The sequence below is a fragment of the Limnohabitans sp. Hippo4 genome (assembly GCF_003063605.1).
Classification (GTDB): Bacteria; Pseudomonadota; Gammaproteobacteria; order Burkholderiales; family Burkholderiaceae_C; genus Limnohabitans_A.
The window spans coordinates 967,438-988,252 of sequence record NZ_NESE01000001.1; the positions used below are offsets into that span (position 1 = coordinate 967,438).

Below are 20,815 nucleotides of genomic sequence, written 5' to 3' on the forward strand. Positions count from 1 at the left end.
ATCTCTTTTGTTGATGCAAGTACAAATCTTTAAACAAGGGTTCCGACAATACTCACAGCAGGTAAATCATCAGCTGACCCAAAGACATAAGCACTGCCCAAGTCAACATAACCTTGTGACAATAGGTTCAGTTTTTCGGCTGCAGCCACACCCATGACTTGCGTCACGCCCGATGCATTCAGGTAGGTGTGAACATCAAATGCGCCTTGTCCCGCAGGCAGAACTCGTCCCAGCACAATTTCAGGATGTTCAACATAGCAAGCGTATGGAGGTGGTGCATCTGCTTTGCCATAAAACCAATCGCCCGTAAGAACATTGAGCCAAGCCTTCAGTGGAATCGTCCCCGTCGAGTTGTTATCTAGGGCGTAAAACTGAATTTGATTGTTTTGAGTTGGAGTTGCAGGCTTTAATGACAATGTTCTGTCACCGTTGACTGGGCCAGCCGCAAAGTAAACAGGTATACCCACATCTGTCACATAAACCGTCACATCTTGAACAGTGCTACCCCCTAAGGAATTGGTGGCCTCTATCTGTAGCAGATAGCTGTTGTTATGGTCCACATCTTTTGGCAATTCAAAGTCAGGCTTGGCTTTGAATTGCAACTGGCCATCGGAAGAAATGGTGAATATTTCTTTGTCTGTACCGTTGACAATTTTCCATGTCACTGGCTCGTCAGCCTTGAATTGAGAGACCGGCAAAGTTTGCTCAGGAATTGATTTTTCGCTTGATGCAGAGCCTGGACCTCCTGATGGACCTGTGATGACAGGGCCCTTCACAGCCAGCACACCCGGATCAACAATGATGCCATTGACAATGCCATCTTCGTCACCAGGTCCTCCGTCTGTGAGGGTCAAAACAATTCGGTCAATTTTTCCATCATTGTTGGTATCGAGCAAAGTCGCACCATCAACCAAACCATACATCGCAGCAGGATTTGTAAAGTCTGTCCACGTTTGAGTTTGCGCGTTGAATTTCAAATATGAATTCGCTTTGATTCCCTGCGGAATGTCAATCACCGTTTGAGTCTGCAGGCCCGGTCTGATGTTGACGTCAGCAAGTTGACTTCCAGTGACTGAAGTCACGCTGAAGTTGTACATTGCAGAGACCGCAGCATTTCCTTTGGGCAATGCCACGGCTGGAACAGGTTGCAAACTGATACCAATCAACTGCGCGTTATCGTCCAGTTTCACACCAGAGGGTTTAGTTGCATCCGGTTGACCCGCCATGATGGCACCGAAGCTCGCAGCGGGCGCAGACTTGCCCAGCGTAAAGGCCTCTAAAGAGATTACTGGCAATTGCGCAACGTTATTTTGTTCCCAATCTTTAACACCGTCGCGGTTGTAGTCGCCGCCGTTGGCTGCCAGCTCAACTGAGGGCATAACACCATCCCGATCGGTGACGATGGTGACTGTGACCGGAGCAGAAACCACCACCTGACCAAGATTGTCCAGAACTTGCGCCTGATATGTGTAAGTGCCGTCATCAAGTTGCCCAGTTGGCACATTGATTTTTCCGGTCTGAGCATCGTTCGAACTAACGGGCGCTGAACCAATGACTTCGCCTGTTGGGTCAACCAATCGAGCAACACGTCCAGGTTGCAGATAAGTTCCGCCCTTGAGAGTGAACTCAGGCTCTGTAATACGCGTCACATTGTCCAACTCACCCGTGTCTTTGACCGGATCCAAATTGGCTGTGAATGGAGGGGGTGCTGGTGGTGCTGGTGGTGCTGGTGGTGCTGGTGGTGCTGGTGGTGCGGGCGGAGCGGGCGGCGTGTCGTCGTTCAACCCAGTGTTTGACGTTCCAGTCGGTGCTTGAGTTGTGGGATCGAATGTGAAGATTACACCACCACCCGTGTCATCCACTGTGGCTGTACCAGTCACAGTGGCATTGGATGTATTGCCAGCAGTTAAAGTGAAGGTTTGATCACCCTCCAAAACCGTGTCATTCACAATGCCCATGCGAACATTTAAAACGCCACCAACAGGAATGCTGACAAAACTATTGGTGGTGTAAGGCTGCCAAGCCGAACCGCTCCAATACTCAACCGAATTACCGTAATCCACTGATCCGTCAGATGGTGCAGTGGAACCACCTATTGCAGTTCCATTAGTCAAACTAAGTTTGACAAGTTGACCAACAGCACCACTGACGGCAAAGACAGCTTTGTCCGAAGCCTCATTGACACGAATGTTATTGATCTGCAATGGCCGATCATCATCTAGACTTGAGGGCGTTGTAATGGTTGCTGGTGTGGTTGAGTTGGTTGGCGCCACGTTGGGATAGATGGTGCCATTGCCATCGTCCACAATGGTCGCTGTTCCAACAGCCATCACGCCGCCCAATGTGACACGCAATTCAAACGTTTCGTCTGGTTCGTCTACAGCAGGTGAATCTTGTTCAGCGCCAATGTCCACGCGGACCAAGAGGGTACCACTTGCAGTCGTGACGGAAGATGAAAAGTTTGTCCACTGATTTGCAGTTGCATCCCAGTATTGGATAGGAAGCAATTCATTGATATTGGCATGACCAACGCCTGTATCTTCATAAATTGCCAGGCCTAGCGTGCTGCCTGCTGTTGCAGTTACCACAAACACGGCATATGGTGAAGCTTCATTGACCGTTGGGTTAGAAACACCAATGTTGCTGTCGTTGTCGTTGACGCCTGTTGTTAATTCAACAGGCGTGCCACTGGTCACATTGCCGGTGTATCGCGTGCCATTGCCTACGTCCACGATGGCTACTTGCGCAGAAGCTGAAACTCCTGGGGTTGCACCTGCAGAAATCTCACTAGTAAGACTGAAGGTTTCTGAAGTTTCAAGAACCGAATCCGACTCAGACGTGATGTTGGCTCGGACATAGAATGTTCCATTGCCAGCGCCTACTGTTCCAGGCACCAAAGGTGGCGAACCAGCGTTGTAATCGGTCCAAGTCGTTCCGTTGAAAGAATATTGAAGTGTGAATCCACTAACAGTAGCCTGAGTCGTGCCAGAACCAGCCAAAGACAACAAGACAGGCACACCTTGACTTGCCTGAACCGTGAACATGGCGTATGTTGACGCCTCATTAACGGGTCCGTAACCCGTCACCGTAATGGACAAGTCGTTGTCCAGTGTGACGTTGTTGTCAACAGCACCCGTTGTGTTATCTGGATAGTTATTGCCCGTGCCATCGTCCATGATGACGACGGTGCCGCTTGTTGTTAGGCCACCAGTATTGGTAGCAAGCAAGCCAAACGTTTCGGGACCTTCATAATTGCTGTCGTCCACAATGGCAATACGGACCAGCAATGAAGAACCAGTCATTGTGACCCACTGACCTGCCGTGTAATTTACCCAACCAGACCCGTTGTAGACTTGAACGGAAGCAGTACCGTCTATCAATCCATGGTCAGCATTGACAGCCGTACCATTGACCAAGCTTAACTGAACTTTTTGGCCAGTTTGTCCGCCAACTTTCAACACACCGTACAGTGAGTTTTCATTGACAACGATGCCATTCAGATTGACGTCGTTGGGATCTGTCACTGTCAATGGACGGTCATCGTCCAGCGGATCTGTATAAGTTGTTGAAGGTGTTAAATCTCCAGATGTAAAAATATCACCAGTTCCATCATCTTTGATGGTTCCGGTTCCATCATGACCTGTGCTTGCTTGGTTGTAGGCTGTTAAGGTTAAAGTTTCGGAGCCTTCATTTATTTTGTCTTGCAAAACGGGCAGCCGAACAGACGTTGTGGTTTGCGGCAAAGCAATGTAACTTCCCGCTGTGTAAGTTTGCCAAGCCGACCCGTCGTAGTACTCTAGGTTCTTCAAGGCATCTACGCCAAGAGTGGCTGTGCCATTTGCAACAGCCAATTTGACATACTGACCTGCCACACCCGCCACTGTGAACATCAAATAGGGCGAAGCTTCATTGACTGAAGACCCAGTCACTGTCAAAGGACGGTTATCGGCGTTGACAGTAAGCGTCACCTCATCCACATCAGACAAACCACCAGAATCCAGAGTTTTGATGACCAATCTGTCTGTGCCACTGAACAAGGTGTTGGCCGTGTATTGCAAACTTGCCAAAACTGCATTGACTTGTGCAACGTTAGATCCAGTCAATGTCAAGGTGGAAGTACCAGATCCACTTAAAGTTACGCCAGCACCAACTGTTGCTTGCAAAGTTCCATAAGAAACTGACAGCGTAACGCTGGTCAAACTGTTCTCAATATCGGCCACACTTAATAAAGCGCCACCAGTGAAAGCAAAACCAGTTGAATAAGCAGTTGTTGGCGATGAGTTGAGAACTTGTGTACCAGGAACTGTATTAACAGGCGGATCATTGACGGGGGTCACATTCACAGTCACTGTGTAAGCAGATGCGCTGTAGCCAGTACCGTCGGAAACTTGGAATCCAAAAGTGGTGTAGGCCGTACCAAACTGATCGGTAACGGGCACATAACGCAACTTTCCAGCATTGATATCACTTACAGTAACTTCTTGATTGAGAGTGACAGTAACCCAACCCGATCCTGAGTCATATTGAAGCGTGCCTAAAAGTGGCAGCGTGGTGATTTGCACCTTCGACAAGGCATCACCATCTAAGTCATTGAAGTTTCCGAAATCTGAAGTAGCCAGCACATAGGGCGTGTCCTCTGGCGTTGTAATCAGATCGACACTGCCACTTGGTGCATCGGTGGATGGTGTTACTGTTGGTAAATCATTAGTTGCTTGAATACTTAACTGAAATGAAGCAGATGCACCGGAGGACAATGTGTAAGTTGCAACCGGTACAGGACCTGTGTAGTTGTCAACTGGGTCGAAAGTATAGGTGCCATTTGAAGCGATGGTTAATACCCCTACGCCAGCTATCGTAATTGAACTTCCAGCATTGGCTGATTGCCCTCCCCACTTGTAGCTGGTTAGGGTTGTGGGCACTGCTGAATTAACCAGGTCATTGCTCAGCACATTGGTGGCACCTGAAACGTAAGTTCCAGAATCTTCTGTAACAACGGCCGAATCATCTGTCAAAACAGCTGCCGTTGTTCCATTTGCAGTGATGTAGAGAACTGCCGAGTCGGTGCAAGTACCATCAGAGAGTGTGTAAGCAAATGACTCTACAAATGACTCGTTGTCATTCAACGCATTACTGGTCAATGTATAGGTGTAATTTCCATTGGCAGAAAAGACCAATGTTCCATATTTGCCTGTTAATGTTGTTCCCGCTGCGGCCGAGAAAGACAAGCTAGCAGCAGTCCATGCGACAGCAGAATTAAGTGTTACAGAAGTAATATTTCCACTTGAGTCAGTTGTAATGCCTGTAACTGTTTGGGTCGTTGTGCCATCAGTAACAGTCATACCAGCACTGATAGCTCCAGTTACAGAAGATACATTGACGGTAGTTGAACTTGGCGAATTCGTCCCTTGCAATGTAGAAACTTTGTAATTGCCTGAAGCATTAGCATTAGGCCCAAAACCAACGTAATTGTTAGCACCTGTTGAACTAAAAGCTATACCTTGATCATTGATGAGCAGCGCGTTGGGAAAATTTAGAGTAACGTTTCCAGCGCCATCCTTCGATGCAACTGTCACAGGTACTTGTCCAACGGTCAAAGCAATAATGGTTGTGCCAAGACTTCCACCAGATGCAGTGGCATCTGAATCCCAAAACACATAATCACCAACACCAATTGAACTTGAAGCAGTCAATGAATAAGATGCCGTTCCCGCTGAAGAACCGGTCGCAGCAGCGTTTGAAGATGCAATCGTCAAAGTTGGCGAAGTATCGGGATCCGTGTCATTTGAAATGACATTACCGGTCGCAGTCCCATAACTGCTGCCTGACAGTGCCCCCTCTTGAACCGTGTCGTAATCATTGATGGCATCTGGCGCATCATTTGAGCCCTTAATGACAGCGGTCAAATTTGCGGTGGCTGTACCACCAGCGCCATCGGAAACTGTATAAGAAAAACTCTCAGTCAATACATCGCTAACTCGCAAAGCCTGGACTTTGGTATTGGTGTTATCAGGCAAGTAGACGTATGAGCCATCGGCTCCCACACGCAAAGTTCCGTACAGTCCATTGACCGTTGAATAACTTGAGGTCGATGTGCTGCCACTTGCAACAGTTTTAACATCATTGGCTGCCGCACTGCTAGCTTGTGTTACTCGCAACAGAGACGTGCTTGCATCATCGGTATCGTTTGTTAAGACATTGCCAGATTGGTTGGCACCTGCGTTGGTCAATGTGGCACCAGATTGATCAGTGCCCGTCACATGGCAACCGGACTCCACAGAGAATGCAGCACTGTTGGTGTTGTCATTGTTAGCAACAGGTGCTTGATTGACAACAGTTACGTTGTAAGTCACTGTGTAGGCAGAAGCACTCCATGCTGTTCCGTCACTGACTTTGAATGTGAGCGTCGCGTAAGGTGAACCGTTCTCATTGGTGTCTGGCGCAAAACGAAGCTTGCCAGCAACGATGTCTGCCGCCGTTACTTCTTGCGATGCGGTCACAGAAACCCAGCTGCTGCCGTTGTAGTACTGCAGCAAACCATTGGTGGCCAGAGTCGTAATTTGAATTTTGGCCAAGCTGTCGCCATCGATGTCACTGAACTGACCAAAATCATTCAAACCCAAAACGATGGGGGTATTTTGAGGCGTCGTAACCCAGTCAACAGATCCGGCAGGCGCACCCGAAATAACACTGACTGTAGGTGGATCATTGGCAGGCGACATGGCCAGCGTCAGGTTTGCCGTAGAAGTTAAACCTGAGGGATCAGCAACTGTGTATGTGATAACTGGAACTGGGCCGTTGTAGTTGGCCACTGGCGTGAACGTCCAAGCACCAGCTGAAGTTAAGGTGAAGGTACCTACGCCCGTGATGGTGGCACTGCCAGGGGTGCTTGTGACAGGCACTGTTGTTGTCACACCGCTCAAGGTGTATTTAAATTGTGTGACAACCAGTGAATCGCCGTTCGGGTCAGTGTCATTGGTCATGACACTGCCAGAGCCCGCCACATCCTCGGTAATTGTTGCTGTATCGTTATTGGCAACTGGCGCAGCATTTACGGGAACCAATGAATTAAGGGCAGAGTCAACGCGATCAGAAGATGATCCGATGGCACCCGTTGTAAAGTAACTTTCCTTACCTGGAACTACTAAGATGTAGCCAGTATTGTCTGCAGTTGAACTATCCCCATCAGCATTACCATCGGCTTGTGCGAGCGACAGCGTCGTGAAGTTTGCATCGGTCCACATGTAAAAACCGACAATTACGCCACCTTGTTTAATGGGGCGGCTGATCCAACCATAAATTGTTGATGCACCAATGGTCAATGAAGAAGAAACATCATTGCCGCTGAAAAGTCGACTACTGACGCCATCAGAAACAATACCGCTGGTTGCAACGGGTGATGCACTTACAAATGTATGGTTGTTAGATTCTTTATCAGCGGTATTGGTAACTTGGTAGACTTTACTGAAGGTAAAGGATGCCAATTGGTAGTTCCATGAGTGAAGGGCAAACTCAGAAAACGGGGCCTTAGGTGCCATTTCTCCCAACGACCATTGGCTTTGCCCATCGACACGTCCCAAAGCCATGTCGCTTGCAAAAACCTCAGCACCTGTCAAAGATGCCAACGTCTTGACTAATTTTGAATTGGCGCCAACAGCACAACTCCACAGCGCAATTTGTTTGACCTTCCAGTTGAATAAAAGGATCGCACGTTGGGTTAAGAATTCCGCATCAACCCAAACACCACCAATTTCAAATCCATCCTTCTGACCGTGAGCAACAATGTGCAGCACATCAACGGTGTCTCCCGCAAGAGCCATGCTGATGGCTTGTAAAGGATCAATTGAGCCATCCAAACTCAATGCTGGTTGATTTGAGCTTTCCACCAACTGCAGAATCTCAGCGGACATGCCATCTGCGACGATGAGTTCAACCGCTGCATCCTGTTTTACACCTTGTTGCGCATTGAAAAAAGGCGTGTAAGTTTGGAGTTCGTTGGATTTGATGATCATGGGGTTTGCTCGCTATAAAAGATCAAAGTACGCGTATGGATTGTCAAAACTTACTAGGCTTTAAAAATGACGACTTATGACGGCCATCAACTTCTTTGTTAAAAGTGCTCAAGCCAATGGCTTCCCTCTTTAACAATCAGAATTCATCACAATTCGATGAGTGCCATGGTCAATGTGTAACCACTGCCATGAATGGTTTTAAGAGGAAAGTCTTCAATGGTCTGTGTTCTGACTTTTCGACGCAATCTCAATACCAATGCATCCAGATTGCGGTCGTCATAACTCACACTGTCTTTGCCCAGTTGCTCGATGATATGACGCCTTGAAACACTGGCCCCTGATTTGACATTCAAGATTGTCAAAAACTTGTATTCCAAAGCACTCACCGGAATAAGTACGCCACTAGGTGATCGAAGCGCCCATTCCGCTTTATTCAATTGCCAAACCTTGGTTTGGCAAATTCTGCGCTCCAATGATTGAAGGATGGCAAGCAGTTCATCCATTCTTATAGGCTTGGTGACGTAGTGGTCCACCCCCATGCCGTAGCCATTGATACGATCACGTGTGCTGTCTTTTGCCGTGAACATCACAACACCACAATTTGGGTGATGATTTAGAACTTCACGTGCTACGTCAAACCCATCACCATCTGGCAAAGCCGCATCCAGTATCACCATGTCATAACTGCTTGACTTGAAATACTGATAAAACTGCCGAATTGTGGCTACTTGGACGACCTCATAAGCACCTGAAATTTTTAAAAATGAGGCAACTTCTTCACGCAAATCGTCTTCATCGTCAAGCAACATGATTCTGGCCATATCAAAGTGATAATGCACTTAAGCTCAGTTTAAATTCTGACAATTAATGACAACTTCAATGATAAATACTATTTTCACAATCTGAAACATGCGATCAATCACAGGTTTCGTGTTGGCATTCGCATTATTCGGCTGGCATTCCATTGGAATGGGCCATGAAAAAGACGCGCCATCATCCCAGGCAATATCTTTACAAGGTACCTTGGGCCAATCTCATCAGGCAAAGGTATACCGTGATGAGTCAAGCAGGCTAGACTTTCAACAAATTCGACGTTTACCAGCAAATCAATGGACAGATCTGACAAGCAGCATTGCTGAAGGCTTTACTACCGCGGCCATATGGATTCATTTTCAACTGCCACAGAGACACAGTGACGAAGCGGGAGAATGGTTTCTGGAACTGAATCAACCACTTCTTGCAGATGTCCGTCTTTATTCCCTAACTTCCAAGGGAAACATCATTGAAAGATTTGGCTCAACATTGTCGGATGCGCAAAAAAGAGAACTGAATTACCGTTATCCAACATTTGTACTCAAAGATCAAATTGACAGTGCTTACTGGATTCGAATCTCAACGCCCACCGCTTTACAGACATCTCTGAATTTGTACAAGGCCAATCAATTGATGGCAAAGCATGCCAGAAATGATTTTGTATGGGGCATTGTATTTGGAACTTATTTACTGATCGTCATTTTTTATTTTGCGTTCAGTTTAAGGACTCGCGAACGGCTGCATCTCTACTACACGTCTTATATTTTCATCAACTTTCTTGCCGCGTTATTCACAAGCGGTTGGCCTCTTCAATATTTCGAAGGGATGACAAGCAATGATCATATTAAGTATTTAGGCATCTGGGTATCGCTTTCTTTGACAACAGGCACACTGATGTCGGCAGAGTTTCTCCAAATGAAACATCGCCATCCAATCACAAAAAAAATGATGCTGACGATAGCTTTCGTCTTTACGACTATCGGTCTTATTGGCGCAATTCGAAATCAATATGCAAGTGTAATTCCATATGTGCAAGTCACTTCTTTGTTTTTAATATTGTGCTTCATGCTATTGGCCATTGTAGATGCGATCAAAGGAGATCGAATTTCGCGGATTTTTCTGCTCGCATTTAGTTTGTTTTACATCGGCGTCATATGGCGATACATGAGAAATTTTGGAATTTTTGAGTCCAACTTTTGGAGTGACAACAGTTACCAATTAGGTGCGTTTGCTCACATGCTCATTATGAGCACTACCATTTTTGCGCGATACAACAACGTGGTCAAAGAGAAGAAGCAAGTGCAGTTACAACTGCAATACGAATCTCAAATTCGAACCAGTCAAGGCAAGTTTGTAGACATGGTTTCACACGAGTTTCGCACACCGCTGTCTGTGGTGAAAGCTGCTCTAGGCAACCTGATGGTCAAACATGCGAGTGACAACGAAACGCTTACTAGACTGCAAAGGATTGAGCGCGCCAGCGAGCGCATGCAAGATTTGATTCACAATTATCTCAATACAGAACGAACAATCCTCAACACACACACACCCAATTTAAGTAAACACAACATTGCAAGCATCTGTCGCCTTGCTGTGGAGGATTTGAATGAAGAAAATCGGCGGCAAATTATTCAAAACCTTGCTGTTACCCCAGATGTCATCTGCGATATTGATTTAATTCGAATTGCAATTCTTAATTTACTTGAAAATGCGTGCAAACACAGCATGTCAAGCGAACCCATTCACTTGAGTACGATGGTTAATGACGGCTGTCTAAGAATTGAAATAGCTGACACTGGACAAGGTATCAAAAACGAAGAACTAGAGCACATCTTTGAGCGTCATTACCGTGGGTCAGGGAGTCATGCAATAGAAGGCTCTGGTTTAGGTCTTTACATCGTTCAATCAATCGCCATGAGTCACCAAGGTCGGGTTTCAGTTAGAGACAATTTGCCAAGTGGATGCGTATTCGCTCTGGACCTCCCGCTTTAATTTTTGGTGAACAAGCTAAATAGAACCATGCAATGCTTAGAGTTGCACTGAGGACGATGGACAAGCATCAAAAATTTAAAGTTTTATATCATTTAAAAAAATCTACGATCAATACAACACGCTGCGAATTTGATTCATTGGCAGCACTGTGTGTGTGATTATCATCAAAAATCACGACCTCACCTGGCTTCCAAATATATCGTTCGCCAGCAACCTCAATCCACGCTGACTCTGGGCAAATAAGACCGAGATGAGATCGCAATACTTCGTTGCTGTAGCCTACATGCGGATAAATCTTACAGTTGGGATTTAAAACTGAAAACCCAGCCAAGAATAAATCTGGAACTTGTTGAAGGAAGTGTGTAGTAATGGGGCATGATTCACTCTGTGGCAACCACTTACCAAATTGGTAAAGACCTACCGTTTCCCACAGACCATTGTGCAGGTTTTGCTCTTGCCATATCTGAGATTGCTGCGCAACACTCAAATACTCGTCAAGTATCAATTTCCAATTTTCTTCAAGACTTCTGAGAAATTTGAAGCGCTTGCTGGACTCAAAAATGCGCATGCTACCTTTATCAAATTTTCAATATTCGAATTGAAAGCAATTCATTTGCAGTGGCATAAAACTTATGATCATGCAACGACATTGAAATTAATCACCCTCTGCCACCTGCGAAACCATATAACCCACACCATGAACTGTTTTGATTGGCAAAGGATGCGAAGTGGCTTCTTCTATTTTTTTTCGCAACCGCAGCACAAGCGCGTCTAAATTACGAGGGTCTGCTTTTTCAGGGTTTTTTCCCAACTGGTTCAGAATCGAAGCGCGAGAAACAGCCTTGTTACGATTTTTGGCAAGGATGCTTAAAAAATCAAATTCTTGAGTCGTCAAATGAATACTGCTGCCACCCGGCTCTATGAGTGTCCAGTGATTTTTATCAAGCCGCCACTCCACCATCGGCGAAAGTCTCCATGCAAGGACTTTGATCAGTGCACCTAGCTCATCAAGTCGCACAGGTTTTGACACGTAGTGATCAGCCCCCGTTTTGAACCCCTCGATTCGATCTTTTGTACCATCCTTGGCTGTGAACATCACAATTCCACAGCGCACACTTGCTGCTCGCAATTCACTCACAAGGTCTAAACCATCACCGTCAGGCAATATTCGATCGATCAGAAGCACATCGAACTTATCGGGTCCAAAGTATTGGTGAAATTGCTTGATGGACCCAACTTCAGTGACCGCATACCCCAAGCCGAGCAGATACGCTGCGACCTCTTCTCGCAGTTCACGCTCGTCGTCAAGGACAAGAACTCTAATCATTTTGAGATATTAGAGGTAGGTGCTCGCGAATTTCTGACAACTTCTGATAATTTGTGATAATGGATCAACAAGTCAAACAAAGAAGAGGGTAAGCCATGCTGTACCGAAATGCCTTGGAGGAACGTCGCAAAACATTTCACCAGATTGTCCATTCGTTCCATATTGCAAACGTGCTAAAAAAATCACTCTTCACCATATTTTTATTTCTGTCATTCAACTGTGCGTTCAGTTTAAGCACTTACGCACAATCGCTCACACTCGATGGAAATGAAGCGTCAAAAATTAATTTAAAAGGACAGCTGTCAGTCTACCGTGACAAATCCGGTCTCCAAACAAGTCAAGACATCGTCGAACTGGACAGTGCTTCCTTCAGATCCGTTCCAGGAAACTTAGCCGAAGGATTTACAAACGATGCAGTATGGGTTCGGTTTTCTATCTCCAAAACGACGACTGCTGCACGTTCTATTTGGTGGCTAGACGTCAGTCAACCCTTGCTGTTCAATTCTCTCTTATACAAGAAAAACCAACAAGGAAACTTAGAGCCAATAAGTGCGCTTCTCAACAGATCTGCCATCGCTGAGAAGTTTGAGTACAAAAAATCTATATTTGAAATCAAACTAGAAGACGATCAGACCTCTACTTTTTACCTGCGCATTCAATCAAGAAGCGCTATCTCTACTGAACTTTTTTTATGGGAACCGGGTGAGTTTGTAACCGCTACAACCATTAATCGATTTGCATGGGGAAGCGCATATGGCATATGCGCGATCATTATCTTCTTCAGTGTCATTTTCTCAATCTGGACAAGAAGATTAATTTATCTATCCTACGCTGGTTACATTACCGCATTTTCAATGGCAAGCCTTTACGCTGGTGCTTGGCCCCTTCAATTTCAACCCAACATCCCCTCAAATACATTCTTTTTTAGCCTAGGCTTTTGGGTAAGCTTGACCCCACCTCTGGCTTTGCTTTTCAGCTTCTCTTACTTGCACCCCAAGGAGCGATGGCCAAACTATGCTTATTTTGCAACTTTTATTTCCGCATCGATTTCACTGATTGCAATCGGACTCTTAATTTTCAATCGATTTGAAATTGCAATGCCACTGATACAGACAGTTGGCATTATTGGATTCACAATTGCTTATCTAACAGCATTCGTTTACAGCTTCAAAACGAATCGGAATGCACGTGTGTTCTTGTTTGCCTTCAGTTTCTTTTATGTCGGAGCATGTCTTCGCGTATTAAAAAATCTTGGTATCGTGGAATCAAATTTTGCAACTGAATACAGTTATCAATTTGGCACTTTGATTCACATGTTGGTCATGACAGCAGCTGTATTTTGGGGATATGTCAAAACACAAAGAGAAAAATCGATTGCTGAATTAAAACTGCAATCAGAAAGAGAATTACGAAAAGATCAAAACAATTTTATTGCAATGATTTCACATGAATTGCGAAACCCCTTGTCAATCATTTCCGCAAGCACAGAAAATTTAATGACGGAAAAAACCCTGAGTCCAGAAATACGAAATCGAATTTCAAAAATTTCAAGGGCAAATCAACGGCTCAGTCAATTGGTCATGGATTATTTGCACCATGAAGAAATTCTAGATGCAGCAGCATCTTTGCAGCTTGAAAGTTGTGATTTGAATCTCATCGTCAAAGAAGCACTGCAATATTTCAATGACTTTGTACCAGCGCCAATTTTTCATCCCAACCCAGGCATCGCCAAAGCCATGATCGATGTCAGGATGATCAAAATGGTGATTTTCAATTTATTAACCAATGCCGTTCGATATTCACCAAACTGCGCGCCAGTTGTCACATGCCAAACGCTGGAGTCATGGTTTGAAATTGTTGTATTTAACGAAGGTAGTGGGATACCTGAAGAGGACATTCCTCACATTTTCAAGAAGTTTTATAGAGGCGCCAACGCAACTGGTACCTCAGGCTCTGGGCTTGGCCTGTACCTCATCGAGGCAATTGTTTCTAAGCACCATGGCAACATGACAGCTAGAAACATCGCTTCAAGAGGATGCGAATTTATTGTCCGTTTGCCCTTGGTTGTAAATGCATCAGGTGCAAATATCCAGCTTTAACTTGTAGATATTAATTTTCAATTAATTTTCCCCATGCGCATCACACTCAAAAGTTGCACTAAAAGACAGCGTGCTCTCGTCGCTCAGGTGCAGCTTTTCCCTCTAGCCAAGTCGCATATGCATCGAATAAAGTTTGTTGCCCATGCGATGGCGTCGCCTCTGCGTCATATCGATTCAAATCTGCATTCCAAACCAACATCGACTCCGTAGCGTAGTAGCGCCCGATGCGTGCCAACTCAGCTTTGTCAGCCGCTTTGGATGAAATTTTGCCAAGCACATCCAACACACCAATGATGAAATCAAGCAGGCCGACAGGCACACTTTTAAATTGGACGGGCTTGCCAAGTTGCCGGAATAAAAACTCACCTTGATCGCGCGGTGTAATGGCCGGACCGGGTCCGCCAATCGGCAGAATTTGATTGTGCTTGTTCGAATCTGTCAAACACCCTGCGATGAAATCACCCAAATCATCATCGCTGATCGGCTTACAAGCCGTGAGTCTGCCATCGCCAAAGATGAGAAAGGGTTTGCCTTTTTGGACGCGCGCTAGCTGACCCGCAAGCGATTTGAAAAACGCGGTGGGCCGCACAATTGAATACTTCATACCTGATTCAATCAAGGCGGACTCAAAGGCCAACTTGGCTTTTTGAAATGCCAACAAAGGCTTCTGGACGCAGATGGCCGACAGCAGCACAAATTGACGCACACCCACCGCTTTGGCAGCTTCCAGTGCAAACAGGTGGGCCTGATAATCCACAGCCCAAGCATCCTGAGGCGTTCCCGTACGCGACGCTAGGCAAGAAACCACGGCATCAAATGGTTCATTGCAAAAAGCATCTTGCTGAAGGGACTCTAAACTGCAGGGGTCACCATATCGAAGTTCAGCACCCCGTAATTCAGTGAGGAAGCCGGGCTTGTCTGCTCTTGCCGTAGACGCTAGAGGCTTTCGCAAAAAACAAACCAGTTGATGGCCTTGTTGCATCAATGCTCGGGCTGTTGCAAGACCGATGGTGCCCGATGCACCCAACAAAAGAACACGCATGGGTCTGTTAGGCGTTGAGGAACATTTTTCGCACAGCTTCCCGCGCTTTGTCTCTTTGCTCTACTTCTGCATGGTGAAGTTCTCGCAAAGGACCATTCAGCATTTTTTTCATCAGTCCGATCGAAAAAGATTCCAAGACCTCCTCAAGGGGCTGTCCTTTTTCGATCAACTTGCGCGCGCGAATCAATTCAGCCTGACGCCAATGGTCGGCTTGCGAATTGAGCTCTTGAATGAGGGGAACATGTGCTCTTTGATCAAGCCACGCCATGAACTTTTGAACACCCGCGTCGATGATGATTTCTGCATCGACCACTGCCGCTTGGCGCTGCGATTGACCGCTGTTGATCACTTCTTTGAGATCGTCTACCGTGTACAGATAGACATCGTTCAAGTCTTTCACCTCAGGCTCGATGTCGCGCGGCACCGCAAGGTCCACCATGAAAATGGGGCGATTCTTGCGTGCCCGCAGTGCGCTTTTCACAGCGCCCAATCCAATCAAGGGCAAGGAACTGGCCGTGCAACTGATGATGATGTCAAACTCATGCAAGTGTTTGGGTAAATCGACCAGTGCAATGGACTTACCACCATGCGCAGAGGCCAAGGCCTGGGCTCTGTCTGCCGAACGATTGGCAATGGTGATGGAACGTGGCGACTTGACGGCAAAGTGCGCCACACACAATTCAATCATTTCACCCGCACCCACAAACAGCACATGGGTGTCTTTGATGTTCTCAAAAATGCGGCTGGCCAAACGCACAGAGGCTGCTGCCATGCTGATCGAGTGAACGCCAATCTCAGTGGATGTTCTCACCTCTTTGGCCACTGCAAACGAGCGCTGAAACAATTGGTTCAAGGTGGTGCCCAATGCACCCGTGTCCGCCGCCAACTTCACAGCGTCCTTCAATTGCCCCAAAATTTGCGACTCCCCCAACACCATGGAGTCGAGCCCGCTGGCCACTCTAAAGGCATGGCGCGCAGAGGCATCGCCCTCTAAGCGGTAAATGTGCGATTGCAACACCTCGATGTTGGTTTGCCCCTTCTCGGCCAACCAAGAAAGTGTTTGCGGAAGTTGCACCGCGTCACCTGCACAGTAAATTTCTGTTCGATTGCAAGTGGACAAGATGGCCACTTCTTTGTGGCTGTCAAAACTTTGTCGCAAACCAATCAACGAGTTCTCTAACTGCTCAGACGCAAAAGCAAACCGCTCCCGCAAATCAATCGGCGCGGTGCGGTGGTTCAGGCCAAGCGTCCAAACTGCCATTTAAACAACCCTTCTGAGCGTGGGAGCTGCTTGAACATCGGGCCAATAGGTTTCGATGCGCTGATGAATGCCTGGCGCTGTCAGGCCGTAGTGCTGCATCAACAGAGCGGGATCTCCATGTTCTGTGAATTCATCTTCAAAGCCAATGACCAGAACGGGCTTGGCCAGACCCAAATCTTGCAAAGCTTCCAATACGGCGGCGCCAGCACCGCCTTTGCGTGTGCCATCTTCAAGGGTCACCAAGCGTTCGTGGGTCTGGGCAACTTCATTCAGCAATTCCAGGTCCAAAGGCTTGGCCCAACGCATGTTGACCACAGTGGCATCGATCTGTTCTGCCATTTTCAATGCTTCGTAGAGCAAAGGGCCAAAGGACAAGATGGCAACGCCTTTGCCTTGTCTTCGAATCTCACCTTTGCCAAAGGGCAAGCAACTTAAGTCTTTGCAGACTTCGGCACCGACACCAGCGCCACGAGGGTATCGCACTGTGACTGAATGGTCTTGAGCATAAGCGGTGCTGAGGAGTTGGCGACATTCGTTTTCGTCGGCAGGACAAGCCACACTCATGTTCGGAATACAACGGGTGAAAGCGATGTCGAACATGCCGGCATGCGTGGCCCCATCAGCGCCCACCAAACCTGCGCGGTCCAGTGCAAAAACCACTGGCAAATTTTGCAGCGCCACATCGTGAATCAATTGATCGTAAGCACGTTGCAAAAACGTGGAATAAATGGCCACCACAGGCTTCAAACCTTCACAGGCCATGCCGGCTGCAAATGTGACAGCATGCTGCTCTGCAATGCCGACATCGTGATAACGGTTGGCAAAGCGTTGGCTGAATGCCACCATGCCAGAGCCTTCACGCATGGCGGGGGTGATACCGACCAAGCGGGGATCTTTGGCGGCCATGTCGCAAAGCCATTGGCCAAACACTTGCGTAAAGGTCAATTTGCTGCTGGTTGCAGGTGTGAGACCCACAGCGGGGTCGAACTTGCCAGGACCGTGATAGTTGATGGGATCGGCTTCGGCCTTCGCATAGCCTTTGCCCTTGCGCGTGACCACGTGCAAGAACTGTGGGCCCTTGGCTTGCGACAATTTTTGCAAGGCATCCACCATGCCGTTTACGTCGTGACCATCGATAGGGCCTGTGTAAGTGAATCCCAACTTTTCAAAAATGGTTTCGGGTTGGATGAAGTTGTGTGTTTGTTGTTCAAGTTGACGCGCCAGTGCAAACAAGGGCGGCGCATTTTTCAAAAACTTTTCGCCAATTTTTTTGGCTTCCGCATAAAAGCGCCCCGACATCAATTCGCCCAAGTACTGGTTCAACGCACCCACAGGTGGACTGATCGACATGTCGTTGTCGTTCAAGATCACCAACACGTCACAGTCTGCAGCGCCCGCATTGTTCATCGCTTCATAGGCCATGCCCGCCGTCAGTGCGCCATCGCCAATGATTGCTACGGCTTTGCGTTGGCTGCCTGTTTGTTTGGCGGCCATGGCCATGCCAAGTGCCGCTGAAATGCTGGTGGACGAGTGGGCAGTGCCAAATGCGTCGTACGCACTTTCTTCACGCCTTGGAAATCCACTCAGACCGCCCTTTTGGCGCAGCGTCCCCATTTGGTCCATCCTGCCAGTGAGCATTTTGTGGGGATAGGTTTGATGGCCCACATCCCAAATCAAACGGTCTTCTGGCGTATTAAAGACATAGTGCAAGGCAATGGTCAGCTCGACAGTGCCCAAGTTGGAACTGAAGTGACCGCCAGTTTGTGAAACGGATTGAATCAAACGCTCGCGCAATTCATTGGCCAAGCCAGGCAAACTGTCGCGCGACAGTTTTCGCAACTGCGCTGGCGATTGAATCCATTCCAACAAGGCGGTCATGATGGGCCTGACGAGGTGATTGACAGACCTGTAATTTACCCAGATTTGACAAATCGTCAAGTTAAATTGACACTTTGCATATATTTTGAATTGACACTTAGACAAGGATTGGTTTTTGACCAGACCCCAAACGACCATGTACCCAACACTCCAAAACGACCAATTCCTGCGCGCCTGTCTGCGCCAAGCCACTGACCACACCCCAGTTTGGCTGATGCGTCAGGCAGGCCGTTACCTCCCTGAATACCGAAAAACCCGCGAAAAAGCGGGCAGTTTCATGGGCTTGGCCACCAACACCGACTTCGCCACAGAAGTCACGCTCCAGCCCTTGGACCGGTATCCTCTAGATGCAGCTATTTTGTTTTCTGACATCCTGACCGTGCCAGACGCCATGGGCTTGGGCTTGAGCTTCGCACTTGGCGAAGGCCCCAAATTCGAGAAAGTGGTGCGCGATGAGGCCGCTGTGGCCGCCTTGCACGTGCCGGACATGAACAAACTGCGCTACGTGTTTGACGCGGTCACCTCCATTCGAAAGGCCTTGAACGGACGAGTTCCCCTCATCGGCTTCTCGGGAAGCCCTTGGACTTTGGCCTGCTACATGGTCGAAGGCGCAGGGTCTGACGACTACCGCTTGGTCAAAAGCCTGATGTACAGCCGACCCGACTTGATGCACCGCATTCTGGAAATCAACGCACTTTCAGTGGCGGAATACTTGAATGCCCAAATTGACGCAGGCGCTCAAGCCGTGATGATTTTTGACAGTTGGGGCGGCGTGATGGCCGATGGTGCTTTCCAGCAATTCAGTCTGAAATACACCGAATTGGTGCTCTCCAAGCTCAAAAAACAGCATGAAGGCCAACAAATCCCTCGCATCGTGTTCACCAAAGGCGGCGGTTTGTGGCTGGACGAGATGAGCCAACTCGACTGCGAAGTCTTGGGCCTCGACTGGACCATGAACTTGGGCAAAGCCCGCGCCATGGTGGGCGGCCAAGTGGGCGGCCCAGGCAAAGCACTGCAAGGCAACATCGACCCCAATGTGCTGTTTGCACCGCCGCAAAGCATCGAAAAAGAAGTGGTTCGGGTTTTGGACAGCTTTGGTAAACCGCACACCGACACTACCCAAACTGGCCCCACCCATATTTTCAATTTGGGGCATGGCATCCATCAACACACGCCTCCCGAGCATGTGACAGCTTTGGTTGAAACCGTCCATCGACACTCCAAGAAATTGCGTTCGTCGCTCTAAACCGACAGTAGTAACCCCTAGTTGAAGCTTCAAACTGTAAATTTAACTTGACAGTTTGAGGCTGGTTTCAGATGATGGGCTGAATCAGTTCAGTGGGATTTTCCATGGCATCCACGTTTCCTTTCGCAGCCATCGTCGGTCAAGACGAGATGACCCTCGCCATTCAGGTGGTGGCCATTGACCCCACTGTGGGTGGCGTGCTGGTGCTGGGCGACCGAGGAACTGGCAAATCCACCGCCGTGCGGGCTTTGGCCGATTTGCTACCGCCCATTCAGGTGGTGAAGGGCTGCCCCTACAAATGCGATCCCCAAAAGCCAGCGCAGGCCTGCCCTGTTTGCCAAGCCTCGCAAGGCACACCAGGTGCCAAAGCAACCAAACTCCAAACCGAAAGCCGTGCTGTCAGCGTGGTGGACTTGCCTTTGGGCGCGACAGAGGATCGCATTGTGGGCGCACTCGATTTAGAGAAAGCTTTGTCACAAGGCATCAAAGAGTTTTCGCCTGGCTTATTGGCCCAAGCGCACCGCGGTTTTTTGTACATCGACGAAGTGAATTTGTTGGACGATCATTTGGTCGACCTGCTGATTGACGTTGCCGCCTCCGGCGAAAACTTGGTAGAGCGTGAAGGCCTCAGCATTCGCCACCCGGCGCGCTTCGTGTTGGTTGGCAGTGGCAATCCTGAGGAAGGCGAATTGCGTCCGCAATTGCTCGACCGTTTTGGTTTGTCGGTTCAAGTTCGCACGCCACAAGACATCGCACTTCGAGTTGAAGTCATCAAGCGCCGCGATGCATTTGACAAAGACCCCGTGGGCTACAAAGCACAGTGGCAAGACGAAAGCGACAAGCTCCAAAAACGCATCGTCAAAGCCAGAAAGCTGTTGGACTCGGTGGTGATCAGCGACGAGATGCTCACCCTTTGCGCACGCTTGTGTCAGCAACTGGGCACGGATGGGCTTCGCGCAGAACTGACCCTAATGCGCGCAACGCGTGCCTTGGCAGCCATGCAAGGCAGCAAGTCTGTCAAGCCAGAACACCTTCAAACCATTGCACCCCTGGCCTTGCGCCATCGCCTTCGTCGCAACCCTTTGGACGACACAGATTCTGGCGAACGCGTGCAAAGGTGTTTGCAAGAAATTTTGGGTGCGTAAAAG

11 protein-coding genes are annotated in these 20,815 nt (G+C 48.0%); 4 read left to right on the forward strand and 7 right to left on the reverse strand.

Translation table 11 applies throughout. From position 1 onward, the window contains the following. Positions 1-29 precede the first annotated feature (29 nt). Entirely contained in the window at positions 30-8,009 is a 7,980-nt protein-coding gene (locus B9Z46_RS04570; RefSeq protein ID WP_108254691.1) for an Ig-like domain-containing protein, read from the reverse strand. A gap of 146 nt (positions 8,010-8,155) precedes the next feature. Further along, positions 8,156-8,818, reverse strand: coding sequence for a response regulator transcription factor (locus B9Z46_RS04575; protein ID WP_158268399.1), 663 nt, complete (start codon positions 8,816-8,818; stop codon positions 8,156-8,158). A 100-nt stretch (positions 8,819-8,918) separates the two neighbouring features. Here B9Z46_RS04575 and B9Z46_RS04580 point away from each other — a divergent pair, with 100 nt between their 5' ends. Further along, entirely contained in the window at positions 8,919-10,814 is a 1,896-nt protein-coding gene (locus B9Z46_RS04580) for a sensor histidine kinase (RefSeq protein ID WP_108254693.1), read from the forward strand. Positions 10,815-10,902: 88 nt separating this feature from the next. Here the strand turns inward: B9Z46_RS04580 and B9Z46_RS04585 are convergent, their stop codons facing one another. After that, positions 10,903-11,382: an aspartyl/asparaginyl beta-hydroxylase domain-containing protein gene (locus tag B9Z46_RS04585; RefSeq protein ID WP_108254694.1), complete on the reverse strand. Its 480-nt coding sequence runs from the start codon at positions 11,380-11,382 to the stop codon at positions 10,903-10,905. An 87-nt stretch (positions 11,383-11,469) separates the two neighbouring features. Continuing rightward, positions 11,470-12,141 (reverse strand): response regulator transcription factor, encoded by a 672-nt coding sequence (locus B9Z46_RS04590; protein ID WP_108254695.1) that lies wholly within the window; start codon positions 12,139-12,141, stop codon positions 11,470-11,472. A 95-nt stretch (positions 12,142-12,236) separates the two neighbouring features. Between B9Z46_RS04590 and B9Z46_RS04595 the strand changes: the two genes are divergently transcribed. Further along, a complete protein-coding gene (locus B9Z46_RS04595; protein WP_108254696.1) occupies positions 12,237-14,240 on the forward strand; it encodes a sensor histidine kinase in 2,004 nt (667 codons plus the stop codon). Between the two features lie 58 nt (positions 14,241-14,298). Here the strand turns inward: B9Z46_RS04595 and B9Z46_RS04600 are convergent, their stop codons facing one another. Genes B9Z46_RS04600 through dxs form a run of 3 tightly spaced genes read right to left on the reverse strand, consistent with a single transcriptional unit; the run spans position 14,299 to position 18,421 of the window. Beyond that, positions 14,299-15,282, reverse strand: a complete 984-nt coding sequence (locus tag B9Z46_RS04600) for an NAD(P)H-binding protein (RefSeq protein ID WP_108254697.1) — start codon at positions 15,280-15,282, stop codon at positions 14,299-14,301. A gap of 7 nt (positions 15,283-15,289) precedes the next feature. Continuing rightward, on the reverse strand, positions 15,290-16,543 hold the full coding sequence (gene hemA, locus B9Z46_RS04605) for a glutamyl-tRNA reductase (RefSeq protein ID WP_055360036.1): 1,254 nt from the start codon (positions 16,541-16,543) through the stop codon (positions 15,290-15,292). Continuing rightward, positions 16,544-18,421 carry a 1-deoxy-D-xylulose-5-phosphate synthase gene (dxs, locus tag B9Z46_RS04610; protein ID WP_108254877.1) on the reverse strand — a complete coding sequence of 626 codons (1,878 nt, stop codon included), beginning with the start codon at positions 18,419-18,421 and terminating at the stop codon, positions 16,544-16,546. It lies immediately after the preceding gene. A gap of 136 nt (positions 18,422-18,557) precedes the next feature. Between dxs and hemE the strand changes: the two genes are divergently transcribed. Further along, positions 18,558-19,667: a uroporphyrinogen decarboxylase gene (gene hemE, locus B9Z46_RS04615; RefSeq protein ID WP_108254698.1), complete on the forward strand. Its 1,110-nt coding sequence runs from the start codon at positions 18,558-18,560 to the stop codon at positions 19,665-19,667. Positions 19,668-19,771: 104 nt separating this feature from the next. Further along, positions 19,772-20,812 (forward strand): magnesium chelatase ATPase subunit I, encoded by a 1,041-nt coding sequence (gene bchI / locus B9Z46_RS04620; RefSeq protein WP_108254699.1) that lies wholly within the window; start codon positions 19,772-19,774, stop codon positions 20,810-20,812. Positions 20,813-20,815: the final 3 nt, after the last annotated feature.

What these genes read in the sequence shown, in the direction of transcription:
- hemE (WP_108254698.1), top strand. Translation starts at nt 18,558, where the DNA reads ATGTACCCAACACTCCAAAACGACCAATTCCTGCGCGCCTGTCTGCGC.
- B9Z46_RS04585 (WP_108254694.1), bottom strand. Translation starts at nt 11,382, where the DNA reads ATGCGCATTTTTGAGTCCAGCAAGCGCTTCAAATTTCTCAGAAGTCTT.
- bchI (WP_108254699.1), top strand. Translation starts at nt 19,772, where the DNA reads ATGGCATCCACGTTTCCTTTCGCAGCCATCGTCGGTCAAGACGAGATG.
- B9Z46_RS04580 (WP_108254693.1), top strand. Translation starts at nt 8,919, where the DNA reads ATGCGATCAATCACAGGTTTCGTGTTGGCATTCGCATTATTCGGCTGG.
- hemA (WP_055360036.1), bottom strand. Translation starts at nt 16,543, where the DNA reads ATGGCAGTTTGGACGCTTGGCCTGAACCACCGCACCGCGCCGATTGAT.
- B9Z46_RS04590 (WP_108254695.1), bottom strand. Translation starts at nt 12,141, where the DNA reads ATGATTAGAGTTCTTGTCCTTGACGACGAGCGTGAACTGCGAGAAGAG.
- B9Z46_RS04575 (WP_158268399.1), bottom strand. Translation starts at nt 8,818, where the DNA reads ATGTTGCTTGACGATGAAGACGATTTGCGTGAAGAAGTTGCCTCATTT.
- B9Z46_RS04570 (WP_108254691.1), bottom strand. Translation starts at nt 8,009, where the DNA reads ATGATCATCAAATCCAACGAACTCCAAACTTACACGCCTTTTTTCAAT.
- dxs (WP_108254877.1), bottom strand. Translation starts at nt 18,421, where the DNA reads ATGACCGCCTTGTTGGAATGGATTCAATCGCCAGCGCAGTTGCGAAAA.
- B9Z46_RS04595 (WP_108254696.1), top strand. Translation starts at nt 12,237, where the DNA reads ATGCTGTACCGAAATGCCTTGGAGGAACGTCGCAAAACATTTCACCAG.
- B9Z46_RS04600 (WP_108254697.1), bottom strand. Translation starts at nt 15,282, where the DNA reads ATGCGTGTTCTTTTGTTGGGTGCATCGGGCACCATCGGTCTTGCAACA.